Source organism: Streptomyces showdoensis, from assembly GCF_039535475.1.
GTDB lineage: Bacteria > Actinomycetota > Actinomycetes > Streptomycetales > Streptomycetaceae > Streptomyces > Streptomyces showdoensis.
In genome coordinates this window covers 160016-178616 of sequence record NZ_BAAAXG010000026.1, presented here as the reverse complement: position 1 = coordinate 178616, position 18601 = coordinate 160016, and the positions used below count along the sequence as shown (strand labels likewise).

The following is an 18601-nucleotide window of genomic DNA, read 5'->3' as shown; positions in this document are numbered from 1 at the left end:
ACGCCGCCCGTCGTCGGCGGCATCCCCGCCCAGCCCGCGGGCGGCTCCACCGCCCCGCCCGCCGCCCGGCCCGAACCGGACCCCGAAGAGGGCGCCCAGGACTGGCAGCTGGACCACACCCGCGCCCCGATCGCGACCAAGGTCGTCGTCGCGGGCGGCTTCGGCGTCGGCAAGACCACCTTCGTCCGCGCGGTCTCCGAGATCACCCCGCTGCAGACCGAGGCCCTGATGACCCGGGCGAGCGAGGACACCGACGACCTCACCGCCACCCCCGACAAGCTCACGACCACCGTGGCGATGGACTTCGGGCGGATCACCCTCGACGACGACCTGGTGCTGTACGTCTTCGGCACGCCGGGGCAGCAGCGCTTCTGGTTCATGTGGGACGACCTGGTGCGCGGCGCGATCGGCGCCATCGTGATGGCCGACACGCGGCGGCTGACCGACTGCTTCCCCGCGCTGGACTACTTCGAGAGCTGTGGCCTGCCGTACATCGTGGCCGTCAACCACTTCGAGGGCACCGAGTCGTTCGAGGTGGACGACGTCCGCGAGGCGCTGACCGTGCCGGCCCACGTGCCGGTCGTGATCATGGACGCGCGCAAGCGGTACAGCGTGGTCGAGACCCTGCTCGCGATGGTCGCCCACGCGCTCGAAGCCACCCCCGAATAACCCCCGAGTTCCCCAAGGTCGGTCGCACATGCGGAAGATACTCATAGTCGGGGCCGGCCAGTCCGGCCTCCAGCTCGCCCTCGGTCTGCAGTCCCGGGGCTACGAAGTCACCCTGATGTCCAACCGCACCGCGGACGAGATCCGGTCCGGCCGGGTCATGTCCACGCAGTGCATGTTCGACACCGCGCTCCAGCACGAGCGCGACCTCGGCATCAACTTCTGGGAGCCCCAGGCCCCGCGGATCGAGGGCGTCGGCGTCTCCGTCGCCGCGCCCGACGGCGGCCGCGCCATCGACTGGGTCGGCAAGCTCCGCGGCTACGCCCAGTCCGTCGACCAGCGCGTGAAGATGGCCGGCTGGATGGAGACCTTCGCCCAGCGCGGCGGCCAGCTCGTCATCCACGGCGCCGCCGTCGGCGACCTCGACTACTTCGCCCGCAGCTACGACCTGGTGCTGGTCTCGGCCGGCAAGGGCGAGCTGGTCTCCATGTTCGGCCGGGACGCCGCGCGCTCCCCGTACGCCGAGCCGCAGCGCGCCCTCGCCGTCAGCTACGTCCACGGGCTCGGCCCGCGGCCCGAGCACCCCGACTTCGACGCGGTGCGGTGCAACGTGGTGCCGGGCGTCGGCGAGCTGTTCGTCATGCCGACCCTCACCACCTCCGGCCGCGCCGACATCCTCTTCTGGGAGGGCGTCCCAGGCGGCCCGCTCGACGTCTTCCAGGGCGTCAAGGACCCCTCCGAGCACCTGGCCCTCACGCTGGAGCTGATGGAGAGGTTCACGCCCTGGGAGTACGCGCGGGTTATCAAGGTCGAACTGACCGACGCCGGCGGCACCCTGGCAGGCCGCTACGCCCCGACCGTCCGCAACCCCGTCGGGCGGCTCCCGGGCGGCGGGCTGGTCCTCGGCGTCGCCGACGTGGTCGTCGCCAACGACCCGATCACCGGCCAGGGCTCCAACTCCGCCTCCAAGTGCGCCGCCGCGTACCTCGCCTCGATCGTCGAGCACGGCGACGGCGCCTTCGACGAGGCCTGGATGCGGGCCACCTTCGAGCGCTACTGGCGGACCGCCCAGCACGTCACCAAGTGGACCAACGCGATGCTCGCGCCGCCGCCGGAGCACGTCCTGAACCTGCTCGGCGCCGCGGGCGGGCTCCAGCCGGTCGCCGACCGCTTCGCGAACGGCTTCGACGACCCGGCCGACTTCGAGGAGTTCTTCTTCGACCCCGAGAAGACCTCCGCCTACCTGGCCTCGGTCGCCGGGGCCTGACCCCCGCCGGACCGTCCTTCCCCGCGGGACCGCTGGTCCCCGCCGGACGGTCCGTCCCCGCCGTACCCCTCGTCCGCGCCGTCCGTGGCTCCCGCCGGGAGCTCGGGCGGCGCGTACGTCGTCAGGGCCGGGGTGTCGGGATCGGGGCGCACGGCGCCGAGGAGCGGGTTGGCGGCGAGCGGGGAGACCTTGATCCGGGCGCCGGGGCGCGGGGCGTGCACCACGAGGCCGTCGCCGAGGTAGAGGGCGACGTGGGTGGCCTCGGGGAAGTAGACGACCAGGTCGCCCGGGCGCAGCCGGGAGAGCGGGACGCGGGGGAGGGTCTGCCACTGCTCCTGGCTGGTCCGGGGGAGCTCGCGGCCCGCGCTCGCCCAGGCCCGCTGGGTGAGCCCCGAGCAGTCGTACGTGTCGGGGCCCTCGGCGCCCCACTCGTACGGCTTCCCGATCTGCGCCACCGCGAAGCGCAGCGCCTCGGCGCCCGCCCGCGACGGGGAGCGGGGGCCGTCGAGGACGCCGGAGCCGAGGAGTTCGGCCTGGGCTCCGGCGGTCTGGGTGCGTTCCAGGGCGCCGAGCCGGGCGAGCTCCTCGGGGGAGAGGGCGGCCAGCAGCCCCTCCACCTCGCGGAGCCGCTCCTGCACCTCGTCGCGGTGGGTCCGCTGCCGGGCGGCCAGGGAGCGGCGCCGGTCCAGCGCCTTGCGGGAGGCCGCCGCCAGGTCCGCGGCGCGCTTCTCGGCCCCCTGGAGCCGCGCGACGGTCCCGGCGCGGTCCCGGGCGGCCCGGGCGAACAGGTGGTTCTGGTCCAGGGCGTGCTGGGGGTCGCGGGCGAGCAGCAGCCGCAGGTACGGGGAGAGTTCGGAGCGCCCCTGGTACTGCTCCCGGGCCAGCCGTCCGGCCTCGTCCCTGCCCCGGGCCAGCTCGGCCCGGGCGGCGGCGAGGCGGGCGTCCACCTGCCGGGTGTCGGCGGTCTGCCGCTTGAGCGTCTCCTCGCCGGCGTTGAAGGCCTCGGTGGCCCGCTCGGTCTGCCGGTAGAGGCTCTGCAGCCGCGCGAGGAGGGAGCCGAGGGACTCGGGGCCGGCGGCGGGGGCGAGGGCCGATCCGGGGGTCTCGGGGGTCTCGGGGGTCCCGGAGGGCTCTCCCGCGGCGGCCTCCGGCGTCTCCGGTGCCGCGGGCGGGGTCGGGGGCGGGGTCGTCGGCGTCTCCCGTGACTCCGGCGTCTCCCGTGGCTCCGACGTCTCCGGTGGCTCCGAACTCCCCGGCGCCGGTGGCTCGGCGGCCCTCGCCGGGTGGCCGGTCACCCCCGGCACGCCCGTCAGGGCCGTCAGGACCGTCAGGGCCGCGAGTCCCCCCGTGCAGACCGTGCGCAGCAGCCGTACCGACACGTCACCACCTCCATCGGGATGATGGCGCGGGGATCAGTGTGATGATCGGAGCGGCGTGGGGGTGTTCCCGGGGCTCACTCGTTCGGCGCAGCCGGGTTCCGGGGCTTCGACCACGGCCACCGGATCTCGCGGCGCTCCCGGCCCTCGGGGGCGTACGCGTAGACCCAGCCCTGCTGCAGCCCGAGCCGCTTGCTGTGGCCGGCCGGCTCGCGGCGGTACGCGTACACGGTGGCGGGGCGGCCCTCGTGGGCCGGGACCGGGACCTCGTACCACTTCGGGGGGTGCCCGGTCGGGCCGAGCAGGACGGGCAGCACCCGGCCGTCGAGGGGGCCGCCGCGGAAGGGGGTGTTCTCGCTCTTCACCCCACCAGTGTCGCCCCCGCCGCGCTCAGAGCAGGTGCGCGGCCTCGCTGACCACCGGGATGACGTTCCGCGCCAGGGTGCCGACCGGCCCCGCCGGGGTCTCCCGGGCGAGCAGCCGGGCCACCACCTTCGCCGTCTCCGGGTCGCTCGCGGCGGTCGCGGCGAGCAGGGCGACCAGATGGTCCACCAGCCAGTCCCGCAGCTCCCCGGGGGTCGGTCGCTTCCCCTCGTCGACCCAGATCAGGGAGGCCGCCTCGACCGCCGCGATCCAGGTCCGCACCATCATCCCGAGCCGCGGCCCGGGCCGGTCCACGCCCAGGTGGAAGAGGATCTGCTCGGCCGCCGCGCGCCGGACCTCGTCGACGATGGCGGAGGTCCGGGAGGTCTCGGCGACGCTGCCGCCGCGCAGCAGCGCGGCGAACCCGGCGTCGTGCCCGTCGACGAAGGCCAGGTAGCGGTCCAGGACCCGGGCGAGCCGCTCGGTCGGCGGCCCGTCCGGCGGCTCGGCGAAGCAGTGCTCCAGGGCGTCGGCCGAGGAGCGCAGGGCCGCCTCGTACAGCTGCTGCTTGCCGCCCGGGAAGTAGCGGTAGACGAGCGGGCGCGAGACGCCCGCGGCCTCGGCGACGTCGTCGAGCGAGACGTCCTCGGGGGCCCGGTGGGCGAAGAGCGTCTGGGCGGCGTCGAGCAGCTGGTGCTTCCGTTCCTCGACGCTCAGGCGGCGGTACGCGGGCGAGGCGTGACTCGTCATGCCCGCAGCGTAACGCCGCCCGGAGCGGCCCCGGGCGGGTCCGGACGGATCGGGGCAGCTCAGCGAGGGCGGCCGGGCGTTCAGGCGAGCAGCCCGGAGGACTTCCAGAGCCGGCGGCCCGCGCCGCGCAGCACGCCGATGTCGTCCAGGAAGTCGGTCAGGCGCTTGGCCCCGGACTGCATCACCTCGCGCCGGTGGCCGCTCGCCCTCACCTGGGCGACGGCCTCGCGGCGGTCCAGGCCGACGTTGTCGTACACCTTCGGGTTCACGAAGCAGGTGGAGAAGACCCGGGCGGCCTCGCCGCAGCTGAGGCGGGTGAACTCCTGCTCCCAGCGCGGGGCCGTCGCCATCTGCCGGCGCAGCTCCTCCCGTGCGTACCGCACGTGCCGGGCCTCCTCGACGACGTGGATCCGGGTGACGCCGCGGACCAGCGGCTGGACCCGCTCGTCGGGGAAGGTGAGGCGCTGCATCCAGTCCAGGATCTCCTCGCCGAGGAGGGTCGCGGCGAAGGAGCCGGGGGTGGTGGAGACGGTCTTCAGGACCCGGCCGAGGTTGTGGTAGACCCGCGGCACCGGGTACTCGGGCGAGCCGCCGCGGGTGATCAGCCGCGCGAACATCATCGAGTGCCGGCACTCGTCGGCGATCTCGGTGAGGGCGTAGCGGACGTGCTTGCTGGTCAGCGACTTGTCGTAGATGTGCCGGACGAGCAGCTGCATGAGGATGATCTCGAACCAGATCCCGAGCGAGGCGAGCGAGGCGGCCTCGTGCCGGGAGAGCTCGATGCGCTGGTCCTCGGACATCTTCCGCCACAGCGGGGTGTCGTAGAGGGAGAGCAGCTCCGGCGGCCAGAACCACTTCCCGTCCTCGAAGGGGGCGTCCCAGTCGAGCTCGGTCTCGGGGTCGAAGGAGTGCTTGAGGGAGGACTCCAGCAGCCGCTCGGCGACCTGTTCACGGTCGCGCAGCGGGCCGAGGGCGTCACGCAGGAGGGCGAAGTCGGGCTCGGTGAGACTGGCCATGCAACGTATAAGACTCCTCGTCAGTAACGTCGTCAATCCCTCACGCACGACTTGTTGACCCTGCGTCTACCAACGTGTGAGCCTGCTGGGAACCGTAGGAAGGAGCCGTCAGTGTCGACGCACGACCTCTATGCGCAGGCCCCCGGGGAGCCCGTCTGGCAGGTGCCCGCGACCGGCGCCGCGCGCTTCAACTGGGATTATGACGACGGGCGCGACCGCCTCCTGGCCCTCTACCAGAAGGGCAAGGACAAGCAGTGGGACGGCGCCACGCGCATCGACTGGGACCTGGAGGTCGACCCGTACGACCCCCTCGGCACCCCGGACGAGGCGATGTCCCTCTACGGCACCCGGCACTGGGCCAAGCTCACCGAGAAGGACAAGGGCGAGCTGCGCCGGCACTACTCCTCCTGGCAGTTCAGCCAGTTCCTGCACGGCGAGCAGGGCGCGATGATCTGCGCCGCCCGGATCGTCGAGTCCGTGCCCGACATGGACGCCAAGTTCTACTCGGCCACCCAGACCATGGACGAGGCCCGGCACGCCGAGATCTACTCCCGCTTCCTGCACGAGAAGATCGGGATGCTCTACCCGATCAACGACAACCTGCAGAGCCTGCTCGGCGACACCCTGCGCGACTCCCGCTGGGACATGCCCTACCTCGGCATGCAGGTCCTCATCGAGGGCCTCGCGCTCGCCGCCTTCGGCATGATCCGCGACACCACCGACAAGCCGCTGCCCAAGCAGATCCTCGCGTACGTGATGCAGGACGAGGCCCGCCACGTCGCCTTCGGCCGGATGGCACTCCGCGACTACTACCGCCAGCTCACGGACGCCGAGCTGCGCGAGCGCGAGGAGTTCGTCATCGAGGGCTGCTACCTGATGCGGGACCGGCTGCGCGGCGTCGAGGTCCTGGAGAACTTCGGCATCCCGAAGAAGGAGGCGGAGGCCCTCAGCGAGCAGAGCGACTTCCTGCGCCTCTTCCGCAAGCTGCTGTTCAGCCGGATCGTCCCGTGCGTCAAGGACATCGGCCTGTGGGGCGAGCGCCTCCAGAAGGCCTACCTCGACATGGGCGTCTTCGACCTCGGCGACTCCAACCTCGACCTGCTGATGACCCAGGACGAGGAGATCGCCGAGGCCCTGGACCGCGAGCGCTTCGCGGCGGAGGAGCGGGAGCGGGTCGAGGAGGTCGCGACGGCGATCGCGGAGGGCGGGGCCTCCGCGTAGGGCGGGGTCTCCGCGTAGGGCGGGGCCCGGGAAAGGGGTGAGCCCCCGGCGCCTTGGGGCGCCGGGGGCTCGGTGTGGTGCGGGGTGGCCGGGGATCAGCCGAACGCCCTGATGGTCCGCCAGTCGACCGCCAGGACCGTCCTGACCGGTGCGTTGGTGTTGGTGGTGGACGGGTAGTACAGCTTGATGTTGCCGGTGTCGCCGAAGCGGGCCCAGATGTCCGGGACCCCGTCCTTGTTGACGTCGGGGAGGCCGATGGCCGTGGTCACGTTGGCCTCGGTCCAGTTGGTGCCGAAGGCGACGTCGCCGTTGAGCGAGTTGGCCGCCACCTTGATCGACTCCAGGTCGACGCTGCCGGTCACCGGACCGGGCTTGCCGTGCCGGGCGTACATGTTGCCGTTGTCCAGGTTGCGCCAGAGCAGGTCGGGCGTGCCGTCCTTGTTCATGTCCGCGATGTTGACGATGTCACGGCGGGCCCAGGCGGTGCCCTCCATGAGCGTGGCGGTCTGGAAGGTGGCCCCGGTGTAACCCGAGAGGATCCAGAACGCGTTGCCGGCGCGCAGGGCGATGTCCGGGTTCTTGTCGCCGGTCACGTCGCCGATCGCCTTCATCTGCGTCCAGGTGCTCGGCGCGGGCGCGTTGGAAGGCAGCCGGATCTTGATCCGCTGGTCCACGTTGAAGCTGCCGTAGCCGTCGCCCGGGTAGAGCCAGAACTGCTTGTCCGGGGTGACCGCGAACAGGTCGGTCGAGCCGTCGCCGGGGTAGACGTCGTTGTAGTGCGCGATGAGCGAGGCGTTGCCGGCGGCGTCGATCCAGTGGTTCGGCGGATCGGTCTTCTTGCCCGCCGTGACGTAGGACGCGGACAGGCAGCTGTAGAGCTCACCGCCGGTGCCCGGGACCGCGGGGTCGGCGGGAGCGCCGACGCAGTTCTTCAGCTTGCCGTCCGGGTAGAGCACGAGCAGGTCGGCGACCCCGTCACCGCCGGTGTCCATCGGACCGTCGGCCGTGTCGCGCGGCGGCAGGTAGAAGGAGTAGTCGCCGCGCAGGCTCTGGTTGCCGTTGGCGTCGTACGCGAACACGTTGATCTGGATCGGGCCCGCGTGCGGCGGGGCGACGTCCTTCAGCGTGACCTTGCCGTTGACCGGCGGCGGGGTGTCCTTGTAGCCCTGGCCCTCGAAGCCGTACGAGAAGCGCGTCGCGCCCGCGGCGGTGAAGGTGAAGTCGCCGGGCTTGCCGAAGTTCACCTTCGCCCAGGTCTTGCCGTCCGGGGTCGCCTCGTCGAACACCGTGCTGGTGATGTCCGGCTGCGGCGGCGCGGTCGGGTCGACGGTGAGCCGGCAGGGGTAGGAGCCGTCCGGGAAGAACGACGAGGTGGAACCCGCGTCGGGGTACGTCGAGTCCTCGGAGCGCACGTCCCAGAGGAACGTCGTGTTGGCGGTGATGTCCTTCAGGAGCGGATCCGTGGCCGGGATGATCACCTGTGCCCAGCCGTTGGCGTCCGGAGTCGCCAGCGGGCGGTCCACGGCGGAGCCGCCGTCCTTCCAGAACCGGAAGCGCAGCTTGGAGAGGTTGCCGTCGGCGTCGGCGCCCTTTGCCTTCAGGGTGATGTTGGTCCGGCCGATGAGCACGCCGGTGCCCGAGCTGCCCGTCACGCACGCGCCGCCGGGGGCGGAGGTGCCGGAGGTCGGCTGCGTCGGCGCGCGGTTGAACTCACCGGTCAGCGTCGCGCCGGTGGCGGCGAACTTGCGCCAGGTCTGGGTGTCGGACTCGCTGGTGGCGCGCATGCCGAAGGTGATGTTCGACCAGCCCTTGTCGGCGGCCTCCTGGGCGGCCGAGGTGACGGTGAACGACTCGTACTCGTCCGGGCAGGAGCTGGACCAGCCGTGCGCGAAGGACTTCTTGTGCAGCACCTTCGCCCAGCTCGGCTGTGCGTTCCAGGTGGTGCCCGACGAGATGCCGCCGGTCAGCCAGAACTCCATCTGCCGTTCGGTGCAGGACCAGGAGTGGTTGTTCTTCACCTTGAAGTACGCCCAGTCGAACTTGGCGTACTTGTAGGTGGTGGAGAACCTCATCTGCCAGAAGGAGCGGGCCAGACCGCCGGTGTCGCTCTCGTAGCCGACGCGGGCGTCGGAGGTGCCGGACGAGAAGTTCGTACCGTTCCAGAAGCTGGAGCTCGGGTACTTCTTGTACGCAACGGTCCAGTTGAGGAAGCCGGTGTTGAGCGGCGGGTCGATGAAGACCGGGTACGCGGTGTCCGCGTCGCTCAGCAGCTTGGTCTCGGCCACCTTCAGGCCGACGGCCAGCTCGCCGGTGCCGTCGCCGTCGAGCACGACCGGCAGCTGGGCCGACTTCGCGCCGGGCTCGATGCCGGTGAGGCCCGACAGCTTCAGCACGTCGGCCGGGGTGGCGACGGCGGTGCGCGGCGCGGCGCCCGGCTTGTCGGCGTCCCGCCCGGCGGAGTCCCAGGCGAACGGGGTGGGGACGGAGCCGATCTCCTGGCCGGACCTGTCCAGCACCTGGATCACGTTCGCCGCGGTGTTCTGCCGGAAGACGGCGGTCTTCGAGCTCATCCCGAACTTCACCGTCGACAGCGCCTGGTTCTTCGCGGCCTCGCGGTTCTTCACGATGAGGACCTGACCGAAGCCCCCCTCCGCGCGGGCCACGAGCAGCAGGTCGACGCCCGGGAAGACCTCGGGGTAGAGCGCGCGCGGGCCGTCGAGGACGGGCTCGGGAAGCGCGGTCGGCCAGGTGTACGTGACGGTGTGGCCGCCCAGTTCGACCTCGGCGAGCGGAGTGCCGTTCGACGTGCCCTCGGCCAGCGGGAGCCGGCTGAAGGAGCGGTCGGCGCGGGCGGCCTTGCCGCCGCCGGAGCCGCTGGAGAACCGGACCGGGACGACGGCGTTGGCCGGGCTGACGTTCAGCGGCCCGGCGGCCTTCGTGCGGTGCAGCGTGGTGTCGATCGGCGCCCAGTTGCCCTCGGCGTTCTTCGCCCGCTGCGGCAGGGCGTCGATCTGGGTGAGCATCTTGCCGTTGGGCTGTGCCCAGATGAGCTGGGTCTCGGTGGTCGCCGTTTCGACGAGCACCTTCTTGCCCGTCCGCTTCGCTTCGGCCACCGCGGTGGCCTCGTCTCGCGGACCCACCGACGCGTTGCGCGCTTCGGTGGAGGTCTGGGAACCCGGGGCGGTCGGGCCGTTCGGCTGCCACCAGGGCAGCAGCGCGGCGGTGAGTGCGGCCAGGACGAGGCCGAGAGTGAGGCTCAGCCGCGTGCGCGTGCGCACGAATGGGCTGAGAAGGCGAGGCGGCGCGGGCACGGCGGTCTACTCCCGTGGGAACCAGAGGATTTCGGACAGCACAGACAGCCCCGCGGTCTAGACCGCGGGGCACAGGCGCGCACACGATCACACGGCAATCAGGAGACGTCCATATCTGAGAGTTTTATGAAGATGTTATGAGTGAGCGTGTGAGAATCAGATGGGACGTCAAGATGGCCGGATTGTGCCCTTTTGGTGGAGTGTTAGGTTCCGAATGCCGGAACCCTCCTGATCCCTCATGAAGATCGTATGTGCGGTGCTCTGTTTGCGAGTGCACCGTGGTGAAGATCACTTCGCACGATTGCGGACGCGATCACCGATCTTGTATCCAGCGTCGTGCATGACGGAGAGTGCGCACGCACGCGCCTGATCCGGGCGCGTGCTCTTTGGTGTTTCCGCACCTCATCCGTTGTCTTGTTCGTCTGGGTGGGAGTCGACGCGTATGCGTGCTTCAGGTCCGCTGTCATGGCTGGGGCGACATCGCCTCGCCCTGACAGAGTCACAACGACGACGCCGTCGGCTCAGCCGCACGGCTGTCGTCCTATTGTTGTCATCGACATTGACGGTGACCAGCCTGGGCTCGCAGGCCCTGGCCGTCCCCGGGGACGGGATGAGCCGCGAGGAGACGACCGCAGAGGTCGACCTCCCGGACATCCCCGAGAGCACCACCCTGGCCGACGACGTCGCGGCCCAGAAGATCCTGAGCACCGCTCAGGCTCAGAAGGTCGAACCGTACGTGCCGCAGGCGGTCGACCCCTGGGCGGCCGACGCCGGAAAGGCCGACCCCTCCAAGGTCGAGGCGGGCAAGACCGTCCAGGTCACCAACACCGCCACCTCGGCCCTGCTGCCGGTCGGCGTCGGCGTCCCGGTCGGACAGGACCCCGCCACCATCGCGGGTGACTGGCAGGTCGCGATCAAGTCGACCACCACGTCCGAGGAGTCCGGCGTCCCCGGCATGGTCATGGAGATCGTGCCCCCGGCCACCGCCGACCCCACCGCACAGGTGCTCCTCGACGTCGACACCAGCGGCTTCAAGGACCGCTACGGCCAGCTCGCCGCCGAGCGCTTCGGCCTGATGCTGCTGCCGAGCTGTGTCCTCGACTCCCCGGACACCGGCGACTGCGCCCCCGACGAGGGCGTCGAGACCATGGCCGGCAAGGACGAGCAGGGCCACGGCGTCGAGCGGCTGCGCAGCGTCGTCAAGGACGTGCCGACCGCGCAGGCCGGACTGAAGCCGACCGCTAAGAAGGGCTCCGCGACCCGGCAGATCCTGTCGGGAACCGTTCCGGTCGCGAACCTGCTCCCGGACGCGGGTGCCGCGTCGGGCGTCTCCGGCGCCTCCGCGCGCAAGGCGTCCCTGCCGGCCGCGGACGGCCTCCAGGTCGTCGACGCCTCCGGCCGCCAGGTCGTCGGCGCGATGGACACCGGCTCCTCGGCGTCTGGTGACTTCACGGCCTCGCCGCTGCTGTCGGCCGGTTCGTGGGCGGCGGGTTCCTCCAACGGTGCCTTCACCTACGCGTACCAGGTGCAGACCCCGGAGACCGCCGGCGGCCTGATGCCGAAGGTGAACCTGTCGTACAACTCGCAGTCCGTCGACGGGCGCACCTCCTCGACGAACAACCAGGCCTCCTGGATCGGCGACGGCTGGGACTACAACCCGGGCTCCATCAGCCGGAACTACACCAACTGCCGCCAGGACTCCAAGAAGGCCGGGGCCAACAACAAGGACCACAAGACCGCGGACCTGTGCTGGGGCTCCAACAACGCCACCCTCTCGCTCGGCGGCATGACCACCGAGCTCGTCTGGGACGCGGCCAAGAGCAAGTGGTTCACCGCCAACGGCGACGGCTCCACGATCCAGCAGGTCACCGGTGAGGACACCGACAACAAGGCCCGCAACAACGAGTACTGGATCGTCACCACCAAGGACGGCACCAAGTACCACTTCGGCCTGAACCGCCTCCCGGGCTGGTCGAACCACGGTGCCGACCCCGACGACCCGACCACCGACTCCGTCCTCACGGTGCCCGTCTACGGCAACCACCCGGACGAGCCCTGCTACGCGGGCCCGACGAAGGAGGACTGGAAGAAGTCGTCCTGCACCCAGGGCTGGCAGTGGAACCTCGACTACGTCGAGGACATCCACGGCAACGCGATGTCCTTCTGGTGGAAGAAGGAGCAGAACTACTACGCGAAGAACTTCTACTTCAAGGGTCCGGTCAAGTACGACCGCGGCGGCTACCTGTCGCACATCTACTACGGCCAGCGCAAGGACAGCATCTTCACCGCCACGGCCCCGGCGCGCATCGGGTTCTCGGTCGAAGAGCGGTGCTTCAAAGAGGGCACGCTGACCTGCACGGACGACAACTTCGCGTCGCCCGACCCGGGTAAGTACCGCATCTGGTACGACACCCCGGCCGACCTGCGCTGCCAGGCCGTCACCTCCACGTACAAGCGGAAGTGCTGGAACGCCGGTCCGACCTTCTGGACCACCAAGCGCCTGGACAAGATCACCACGTCCGCGCAGCGCCTGACCACCACCGCCTCGCGCCAGGTCGTCGACGAGTACCAGCTCAAGCAGAGCTTCCCGGTCCTCAGGACGGGCGCCAACACGGCCCTGTGGCTGGAGTCGATCCAGCGCACCGGTTACGGCCGCAAGGGCACGACCGACGCCAAGGTGGAGCTGAACCCGGTCCGCTTCGAGTACAACGCCGACGACATGCCCAACCGCGTCCTGCGCGGCGGCAGCGAGGCCACCGACCCGCGGCCCGGCTTCTCCCGGCTGCGCGTCGCCCGCGTCGTCAACGAGTACGGCGGCGAGACGGTCGTCGAGTACAAGGACCGCACGGGCCAGTGCCTCTCTGGTACCGGCCTGCCGGCCAAGACCGACACGGCCGCGCTGAAGTCCAACACGCGCCTGTGCTACCCGTCGTACTGGCACCCGGACTCCGAAGTCGAGGACATCGACTGGTTCAACAAGTACGTGGTCGACTCGATCGAGGAGCTGCCGAACGTCGCCGGCTCGTTCTCGACCACGACGGCGTACGACTACAAGAACGCCGGCTGGAAGCTGGCCGAGGCCGAGTTCACGAAGAAGTCCACCCGGACCTATTCGCAGTTCGCGGGCTTCGAGCAGACCACCGTCATCACCGGTGAGCGCAAGGCCGCCTCCGACAGCGGCGAGGGCTCCACCCCCGGCGAGGACACCCCCGGCCAGGGCGGTCCGGGCGCCGAGGCGCCCAAGACCAAGGCCGTCACCCGCTTCTACCGCGGCATGGGCGACAACGTCGCCATGACGGACATCCACGGCAACCCGATCAAGACGGCCGACGGCAGGCAGGTCTACGACCGCGACGCGTTCGCGGGCCGCATCGCCGAGGAACTCTCCTACACCAACGCGACGGACGCCGACACCAACTGGCTGACCCGCAGCATCACCATCCCCGAGGCGACCGAGCTGGCCAGCCGCGACCGCGGCGACGGCCTGACCCCGCTGAAGGCCTGGCGGGTCACGGAGCCGGAGGAGGTCGCGTACACGAAGTCGTCCGGCACGGGCGACGACAAGCGCACGCTGCGCACGGTGCGGACGAACACCACGTACGAGTCGACGTACGGTCTGCCGACGCTGGTGGAGTCGCTGGGCGACGACACCCAGGCGGGTGACGAGTCCTGCACCAAGATGGAGTACCTGCACGACACGACCAGGAACCTGATCGGTCTGTCGAAGCAGGTCCTCGCCTCCCCGACGACGTGCGCCAAGGCCGACTGGACCAACCTCGGCACGCTCAGCGGCGGAGCGCGCACGGCCTACGACAACACCGCCTACGGCACCGCTCTCGGCGCCACCGGCCGCGGTCTGGCGACCGAGTCCTGGTCGCTGAACGGCAAGGGCACAGGCTTCCAGTCGAGCGGCACCACGGTCTTCGACGCCGTCGGGCGGGTCACCAAGATGATCGACCCGGACCGCAAGGAATCACTGATCACCTATGACCCGCCCACGGGGCAGGTCTTCAAGATCACCGAGACGAATCCGCTGGGCCACGCCCAGGTCAAGGAGGTCGAGCCGGGCCGTGCGGTCACGCTGAAGGTGACCGACGCCAACGGCTACGTGAGCGAGTCGATCTACGATCCGCTGGGCCGGCTGAAGGAGGCGTGGTCCCCGGGCCGCACTCCGGGCTCCGGGGTTCCGGACTTCCGTGCCGACTACGTGATCCCGCAGGAGACGACGGACCCCGACGACCCGGACGGCAAGAAGATCCGCAAGCCTCCTTACGTCGCCACGTATGCGCGTGGCTACGAGGACCGGATCGAGAAGTCCGTCAGCATCTACGACGGCCTCGGCCGTGAGCGCCAGTCGCAGGAGCAGGCGGACGGCGGCGGCCGGCTGATCACCGACACGCTGTACGACAGTGCCGGTGAGGTCTACCAGACCAACAACGCCTACCTGAACCCGGACGAGCCGGACGGCGAGCTGTTCACGCCGCTCGCCGACACCACGGTTCCGAACATCACCCGGTACACGTACGACGGCCTCGGCCGTGTGACCGAGGAGATGCCGGTCCTCAAGGTGAAGGCCCCGGGTACCACCGAGGCCATCTCCCAGGAGGTCCCGGAAAAGGCGGTCCGGTACGAGTACGGTCCGGACTGGTCCAAGGTGATTCAGCCGCAGGGCACCTCGACCTACCAGGTCTTCACCGACGCCATCGGACGCACCGTCCGCACCGACACCATCAACCCGGCTGCTCCGGGCGGCCGCACGTCGACCCGCTACGAGTACGACCCGCGCGGCCAGCTCGCCAAGGCGACCTCGTCGACCGACCCGGCCCACCCGTGGTCGTGGACGTACGACAAGCGCGGCCGGGTGGAGACGGCGACCGACCCCGACACCGGCACCACGGTGACCACGTACGACGACCGCGACCGTCCGGTGACCATCGCCAACGCCCGCGGCACCGTGTGGAACAGCTACGACGAGCTGTCCCGCCCGAAGCAGCAGCGTGAGACGGACGCCAACGGCAAGGTCCTGTCCGACTTCACCTACGACACGGTTCCCGGCGGCAAGGGCCTGCCGGCCACCGCCACCCGTTACACGGACGGTCTCGCTTACGTCCAGAAGATCAACGGGTACTCCAAGGAGTACCAGCCGACCTCGACGACCCTCTCGCTGCCGGACTCGATCGTCAGCACTTGGGGTCTGCAGAAGGACTACACCTACGGCTACACCTACTCCGACAACGGCATGCTGGACGAGGCGACCCTGCCCAAGGCCGGCAAGTTCGACGCGGAGAAGCTCGTCGTCCGGTACAACCAGGACGGCAAGCCGGTAGCCCTCTCCGGCAAGGACTGGTACGGCACGGAGACGGTCTATTCCCCGTACGGCCAGGTCATGCGCTCCACGCTGGGCGCGCAGCCGTACCGGGTGTGGGCGCAGAACTCGTACGACGAGTCCACCGGTGAACTGACCAAGCAGGAGACCTACCGCGAGAAGGCCGACCCGTCGGTCGTCAGCGGCAACCTGGTGTCGAGCCGTTCCTACTCCTACGACGCCTCCGGCAACGTCACGGGCATCCGTGAGGGAGCCACCGGGATCGAGGAGAACCAGTGCTTCACGTATGACCCGCTGGGTCAGCTGAAGGAGGCCTGGACCTCCAAGGACCAGACCGCCTGCACCGCACCGAAGAAGGCCGACGGCAGCCTCAACGTCGCCGCCGGCGCCGACGGCTCGGGCTACTGGCAGCAGTACGAGTACGACCTGATGGGCAACCGGAAGAAGCTCGTCGAGAAGGACCTGTCGGGCAACACCGCCAAGGACGCGACGACCGACTACGCGTACGGCAAGGCGGACGGCGCTCAGCCGCACACGCTCACCAAGGTGTCGAAGACCTACACCACCCCCGCGGGTGCGCAGGTCAAGGCCGAGGCCGAGCGGCTGTACGAGCTGACCGGCGAGACCAAGCAGGTCACCTCGCTCCAGAACGGCGACAAGCAGACGCTGTCCTGGACGTACGACGGCCAGATCGACCGGATCACCGGCGCGGGCGCCGGAGGCCAGACCCCTTACGTGGGCCTGGCCGACAAGTGCCTCGACCTCAAGAGCGGCCTCGGAGCAGCCGCGCAGCCGGTCCAGCTCTACACCTGCAACACCACCGTCGCCCAGAACTGGAAGTTCGTGCCGACCCCGGCCCTCGTGGGCGGGACGCAGCCGGACCCCAACCGGGGCACCATGACGGTGTACGGCGACTGGTGCCTCCAGCCCGCCGCCAACACGGCCGGCTCGGCGGTCCAGATCCAGAAGTGCAACGGCTCCGCCGCGCAGGAGCTGAAGCGCAACACCGCGGGACAGCTGATCCACCCCGCGTCGAACAACCTGTGCCTCGCGGTCCAGGGCGCCAATTCCACGAACGGCACGCCGATCGTGCTGGCCGCCTGTGACAGCACGTCCTCGGCCCAGCTGTGGGGGGCGCAGAACGACACCCGCCACATCTACGGCCCCGGCGGCGACCGTCTGCTGACCATCAAGGGCAAGACGGCCACGCTGTACCTCGGTGACACCGAGGTCACCATCCAGCCGGGCGGTGTGCTGCTGAACAGCCAGCGCACCTACTCGACCCCCGGCGGCCAGGTCATGCGCTACGCCGCCGGAACGGCGGGCGACCAACTGGTCGCCATGACCAGTGACCACCAGGGTTCGACGTACGCCGAGGTCGCCATGAGCGGCACGATGGCGGTGCGGATCCGCAAGCAGGACCCGTTCGGCAACCAGCGGGGCGCCGGTACGGTCGGAGCCAACCAGCAGAGCCACACCGGCTTCCTGGGCAAGGTCCGGGACGACGCCTCCGGCTACACGCCGCTGGGTGCCCGTCTCTACGATCCGGTGGTCGGACGGTTCCTGTCCGCCGACCCGATGATGGACCTGAACGACCCGCAGCAGTCCAACGGGTACGTCTACGCCCACAACAACCCGGTGACGTTCGACGACCCGACCGGTCTCGCGATCACCCTGAACGCATCCGAGCGGGCCGCGGCCCTCGCGGGCGCCGGTCTGTCGGCGGCGCAGGTCGCCCAGGCGCAGGCGATGCAGGGCAAGTCCCTCACCTCGGTGATCCTCGCGGTCGCGTGGGAGACGCTGAAGGACTTCATCGGCATCAACGACGCCATGGCCTGCTTCGGCGGTGACATGTGGTCCTGCGCGAGCATCATCATCGACGCGATCCCGTGGACGAAGCTCGGCAAGATCCCGTCGGTGATCAAGGCGGTCAACCGCACCATCGACGCCATCAAGGCGTTCAAGGTCGCCAAGCGGGCCGCCGAGGCCGTCCTGAAGGCGGCCAAGGCCGCCGAGGCGGCAGCCTTGAAGGCCAAGAAGCTGGCCATCGAGAAGGCCAAGAAGGAGGCAGCGCAACGGGCGAAGAAAAAGGCGGCCGAAGCAGCCAGACGCAAGGCCGATGCCGCCGCGGCAGCGAAGCGGAAGACCGGTAACCCGGCCCACAAGCAGTCGCAGGCGAAGGCCGCGCCGAAGTCCTCCTCCCAGCCCAGGCCCAAGAGCGGGGGCGGCGGCAAGGTCAGCACCAGCAAGCCCGGCGGTTCCTCCGGCGGTTCCTCGCGGAACAGCGGCGGCTCCAGCGGCGGCGGCGGCTCCGGCAAGGCGGGCTGCAACAGCTTCGTGCCCGGCACGAGGGTGCTGATGGCCGACGGCTCCACCAAGCCGATCGAGAAGGTCAGGACCGGCGACAAGGTCCTCGCGACCGACCCGGAGACCGGCGAGACCCGAGTCGAGACGGTCACCGCCGAGATCAAGGGTCAGGGCCTCAAGCACCTGGTCACGGTCACCATCGACACCGATGGTGCCGCCGGCGAGCGGACGGCCCTGTTCACGGCGACCGACGGCCACCCCGTGTGGGTGCCCGAGCTGCGGCGCTGGATCAAGGCAACCGACCTGAAGCCGGGGCAGTGGCTGCGGACCAGCTCTGGTACGTACGTCCAGGTCACGTCTGTACAGCGGTCGATCGCTCCGGCGGCGACCGTGCACAATCTCACCGTCAGCGAGATCCACACGTACTACGTGCTCGCGGGTGCGACCTCGCTCCTCGTCCACAACGACTCCTGCCCGACGGCAGGAGAGTCGGGTGGTTCGGGTGGTGGTGGCGACCAGGAGAACTGGGCGCCGGACCACTACTCGGACGCGGAGATCGAGGCCCGTCAGACGGACATGAACGACCTCGGCAACTTCTTCGACGTTCCGCCGGAGACGCATCAGCTGGTCGCCGACTTCCGTGCGAACCCGAACATGCCGGCGCGTCACGGCAGCGCTCCCGACGGACTCGACCACTTCACCGGACGGGATCTCAACCCCCGGCAGCGGGCCCAGTGGGCCTCGTGGATCGGACAGGGCCCGACGGGTGGAGCGTTGATCTACTGGAACAGGCAGCCGGGAAGTCAGATCCGGATCATGGTCCATCCGACGACAGGGCAGATCGCCTGGTTCCCCCTGACGAGGGGGGGCGTCCACAACTACGGCTCGCCACGCCTCTACAGCGGTCTCTGGGGCAGGTAGTAGATTAGAGAAATCGCAGTGCGCGGCATCCCACGAGGGGTGTCGCGCACTGCTACGTCCACCCTCGGTGGACGTGT

General features: G+C 70.1%; 9 protein-coding genes. 4 read left to right on the top strand and 5 right to left on the bottom strand.

Going from position 1 to position 18601, the window contains the following annotated elements:
* Positions 1 to 21 precede the first annotated feature (21 nt).
* Positions 22 to 669, top strand: a complete 648-nt coding sequence (locus ABD981_RS13340; protein ID WP_046910914.1) for a GTP-binding protein — start codon at positions 22 to 24, stop codon at positions 667 to 669.
* 28 nt (positions 670 to 697) lie between these two features.
* Positions 698 to 1933 (top strand): styrene monooxygenase/indole monooxygenase family protein, encoded by a 1236-nt coding sequence (locus tag ABD981_RS13335; RefSeq protein ID WP_046910892.1) that lies wholly within the window; start codon positions 698 to 700, stop codon positions 1931 to 1933.
* Here ABD981_RS13335 and ABD981_RS13330 read toward each other — a convergent pair.
* From ABD981_RS13330 to ABD981_RS13315, 4 genes are all read right to left on the bottom strand, one after another.
* Positions 1906 to 3312, bottom strand: coding sequence for a C40 family peptidase (locus ABD981_RS13330; RefSeq protein WP_123955031.1), 1407 nt, complete (start codon positions 3310 to 3312; stop codon positions 1906 to 1908). The genes ABD981_RS13335 and ABD981_RS13330 overlap by 28 nt on opposite strands.
* Before the next feature lie 74 nt (positions 3313 to 3386).
* Positions 3387 to 3674, bottom strand: a complete 288-nt coding sequence (locus ABD981_RS13325; RefSeq protein WP_046910891.1) for a hypothetical protein — start codon at positions 3672 to 3674, stop codon at positions 3387 to 3389.
* Between the two features lie 25 nt (positions 3675 to 3699).
* On the bottom strand, positions 3700 to 4422 hold the full coding sequence (locus ABD981_RS13320; protein ID WP_046910890.1) for a TetR/AcrR family transcriptional regulator: 723 nt from the start codon (positions 4420 to 4422) through the stop codon (positions 3700 to 3702).
* Between the two features lie 80 nt (positions 4423 to 4502).
* Positions 4503 to 5438 (bottom strand): AurF N-oxygenase family protein, encoded by a 936-nt coding sequence (locus ABD981_RS13315; RefSeq protein ID WP_046910889.1) that lies wholly within the window; start codon positions 5436 to 5438, stop codon positions 4503 to 4505.
* A 111-nt stretch (positions 5439 to 5549) separates the two neighbouring features.
* Between ABD981_RS13315 and ABD981_RS13310 the strand changes: the two genes are divergently transcribed.
* Positions 5550 to 6659, top strand: coding sequence for a ferritin-like domain-containing protein (locus ABD981_RS13310; protein WP_046910888.1), 1110 nt, complete (start codon positions 5550 to 5552; stop codon positions 6657 to 6659).
* A 95-nt stretch (positions 6660 to 6754) separates the two neighbouring features.
* Here ABD981_RS13310 and ABD981_RS13305 read toward each other — a convergent pair whose 3' ends face one another.
* Positions 6755 to 9937 (bottom strand): DNRLRE domain-containing protein, encoded by a 3183-nt coding sequence (locus tag ABD981_RS13305; RefSeq protein WP_240495423.1) that lies wholly within the window; start codon positions 9935 to 9937, stop codon positions 6755 to 6757.
* Between the two features lie 598 nt (positions 9938 to 10535).
* On the opposite strand from ABD981_RS13305, the gene ABD981_RS13300 reads away from it, so the two are divergent.
* Positions 10536 to 18524 carry a ricin-type beta-trefoil lectin domain protein gene (locus ABD981_RS13300; protein ID WP_240495422.1) on the top strand — a complete coding sequence of 2663 codons (7989 nt, stop codon included), beginning with the start codon at positions 10536 to 10538 and terminating at the stop codon, positions 18522 to 18524.
* The last annotated feature ends 77 nt before the right edge of the window (positions 18525 to 18601 follow it).

Excerpts from the sequence above, each read along its gene's own strand:
- ABD981_RS13320 (WP_046910890.1), bottom strand. The coding sequence starts at position 4,422 with ATGACGAGTCACGCCTCGCCCGCGTACCGCCGCCTGAGCGTCGAGGAA.
- ABD981_RS13335 (WP_046910892.1), top strand. The coding sequence starts at position 698 with ATGCGGAAGATACTCATAGTCGGGGCCGGCCAGTCCGGCCTCCAGCTC.
- ABD981_RS13315 (WP_046910889.1), bottom strand. The coding sequence starts at position 5,438 with ATGGCCAGTCTCACCGAGCCCGACTTCGCCCTCCTGCGTGACGCCCTC.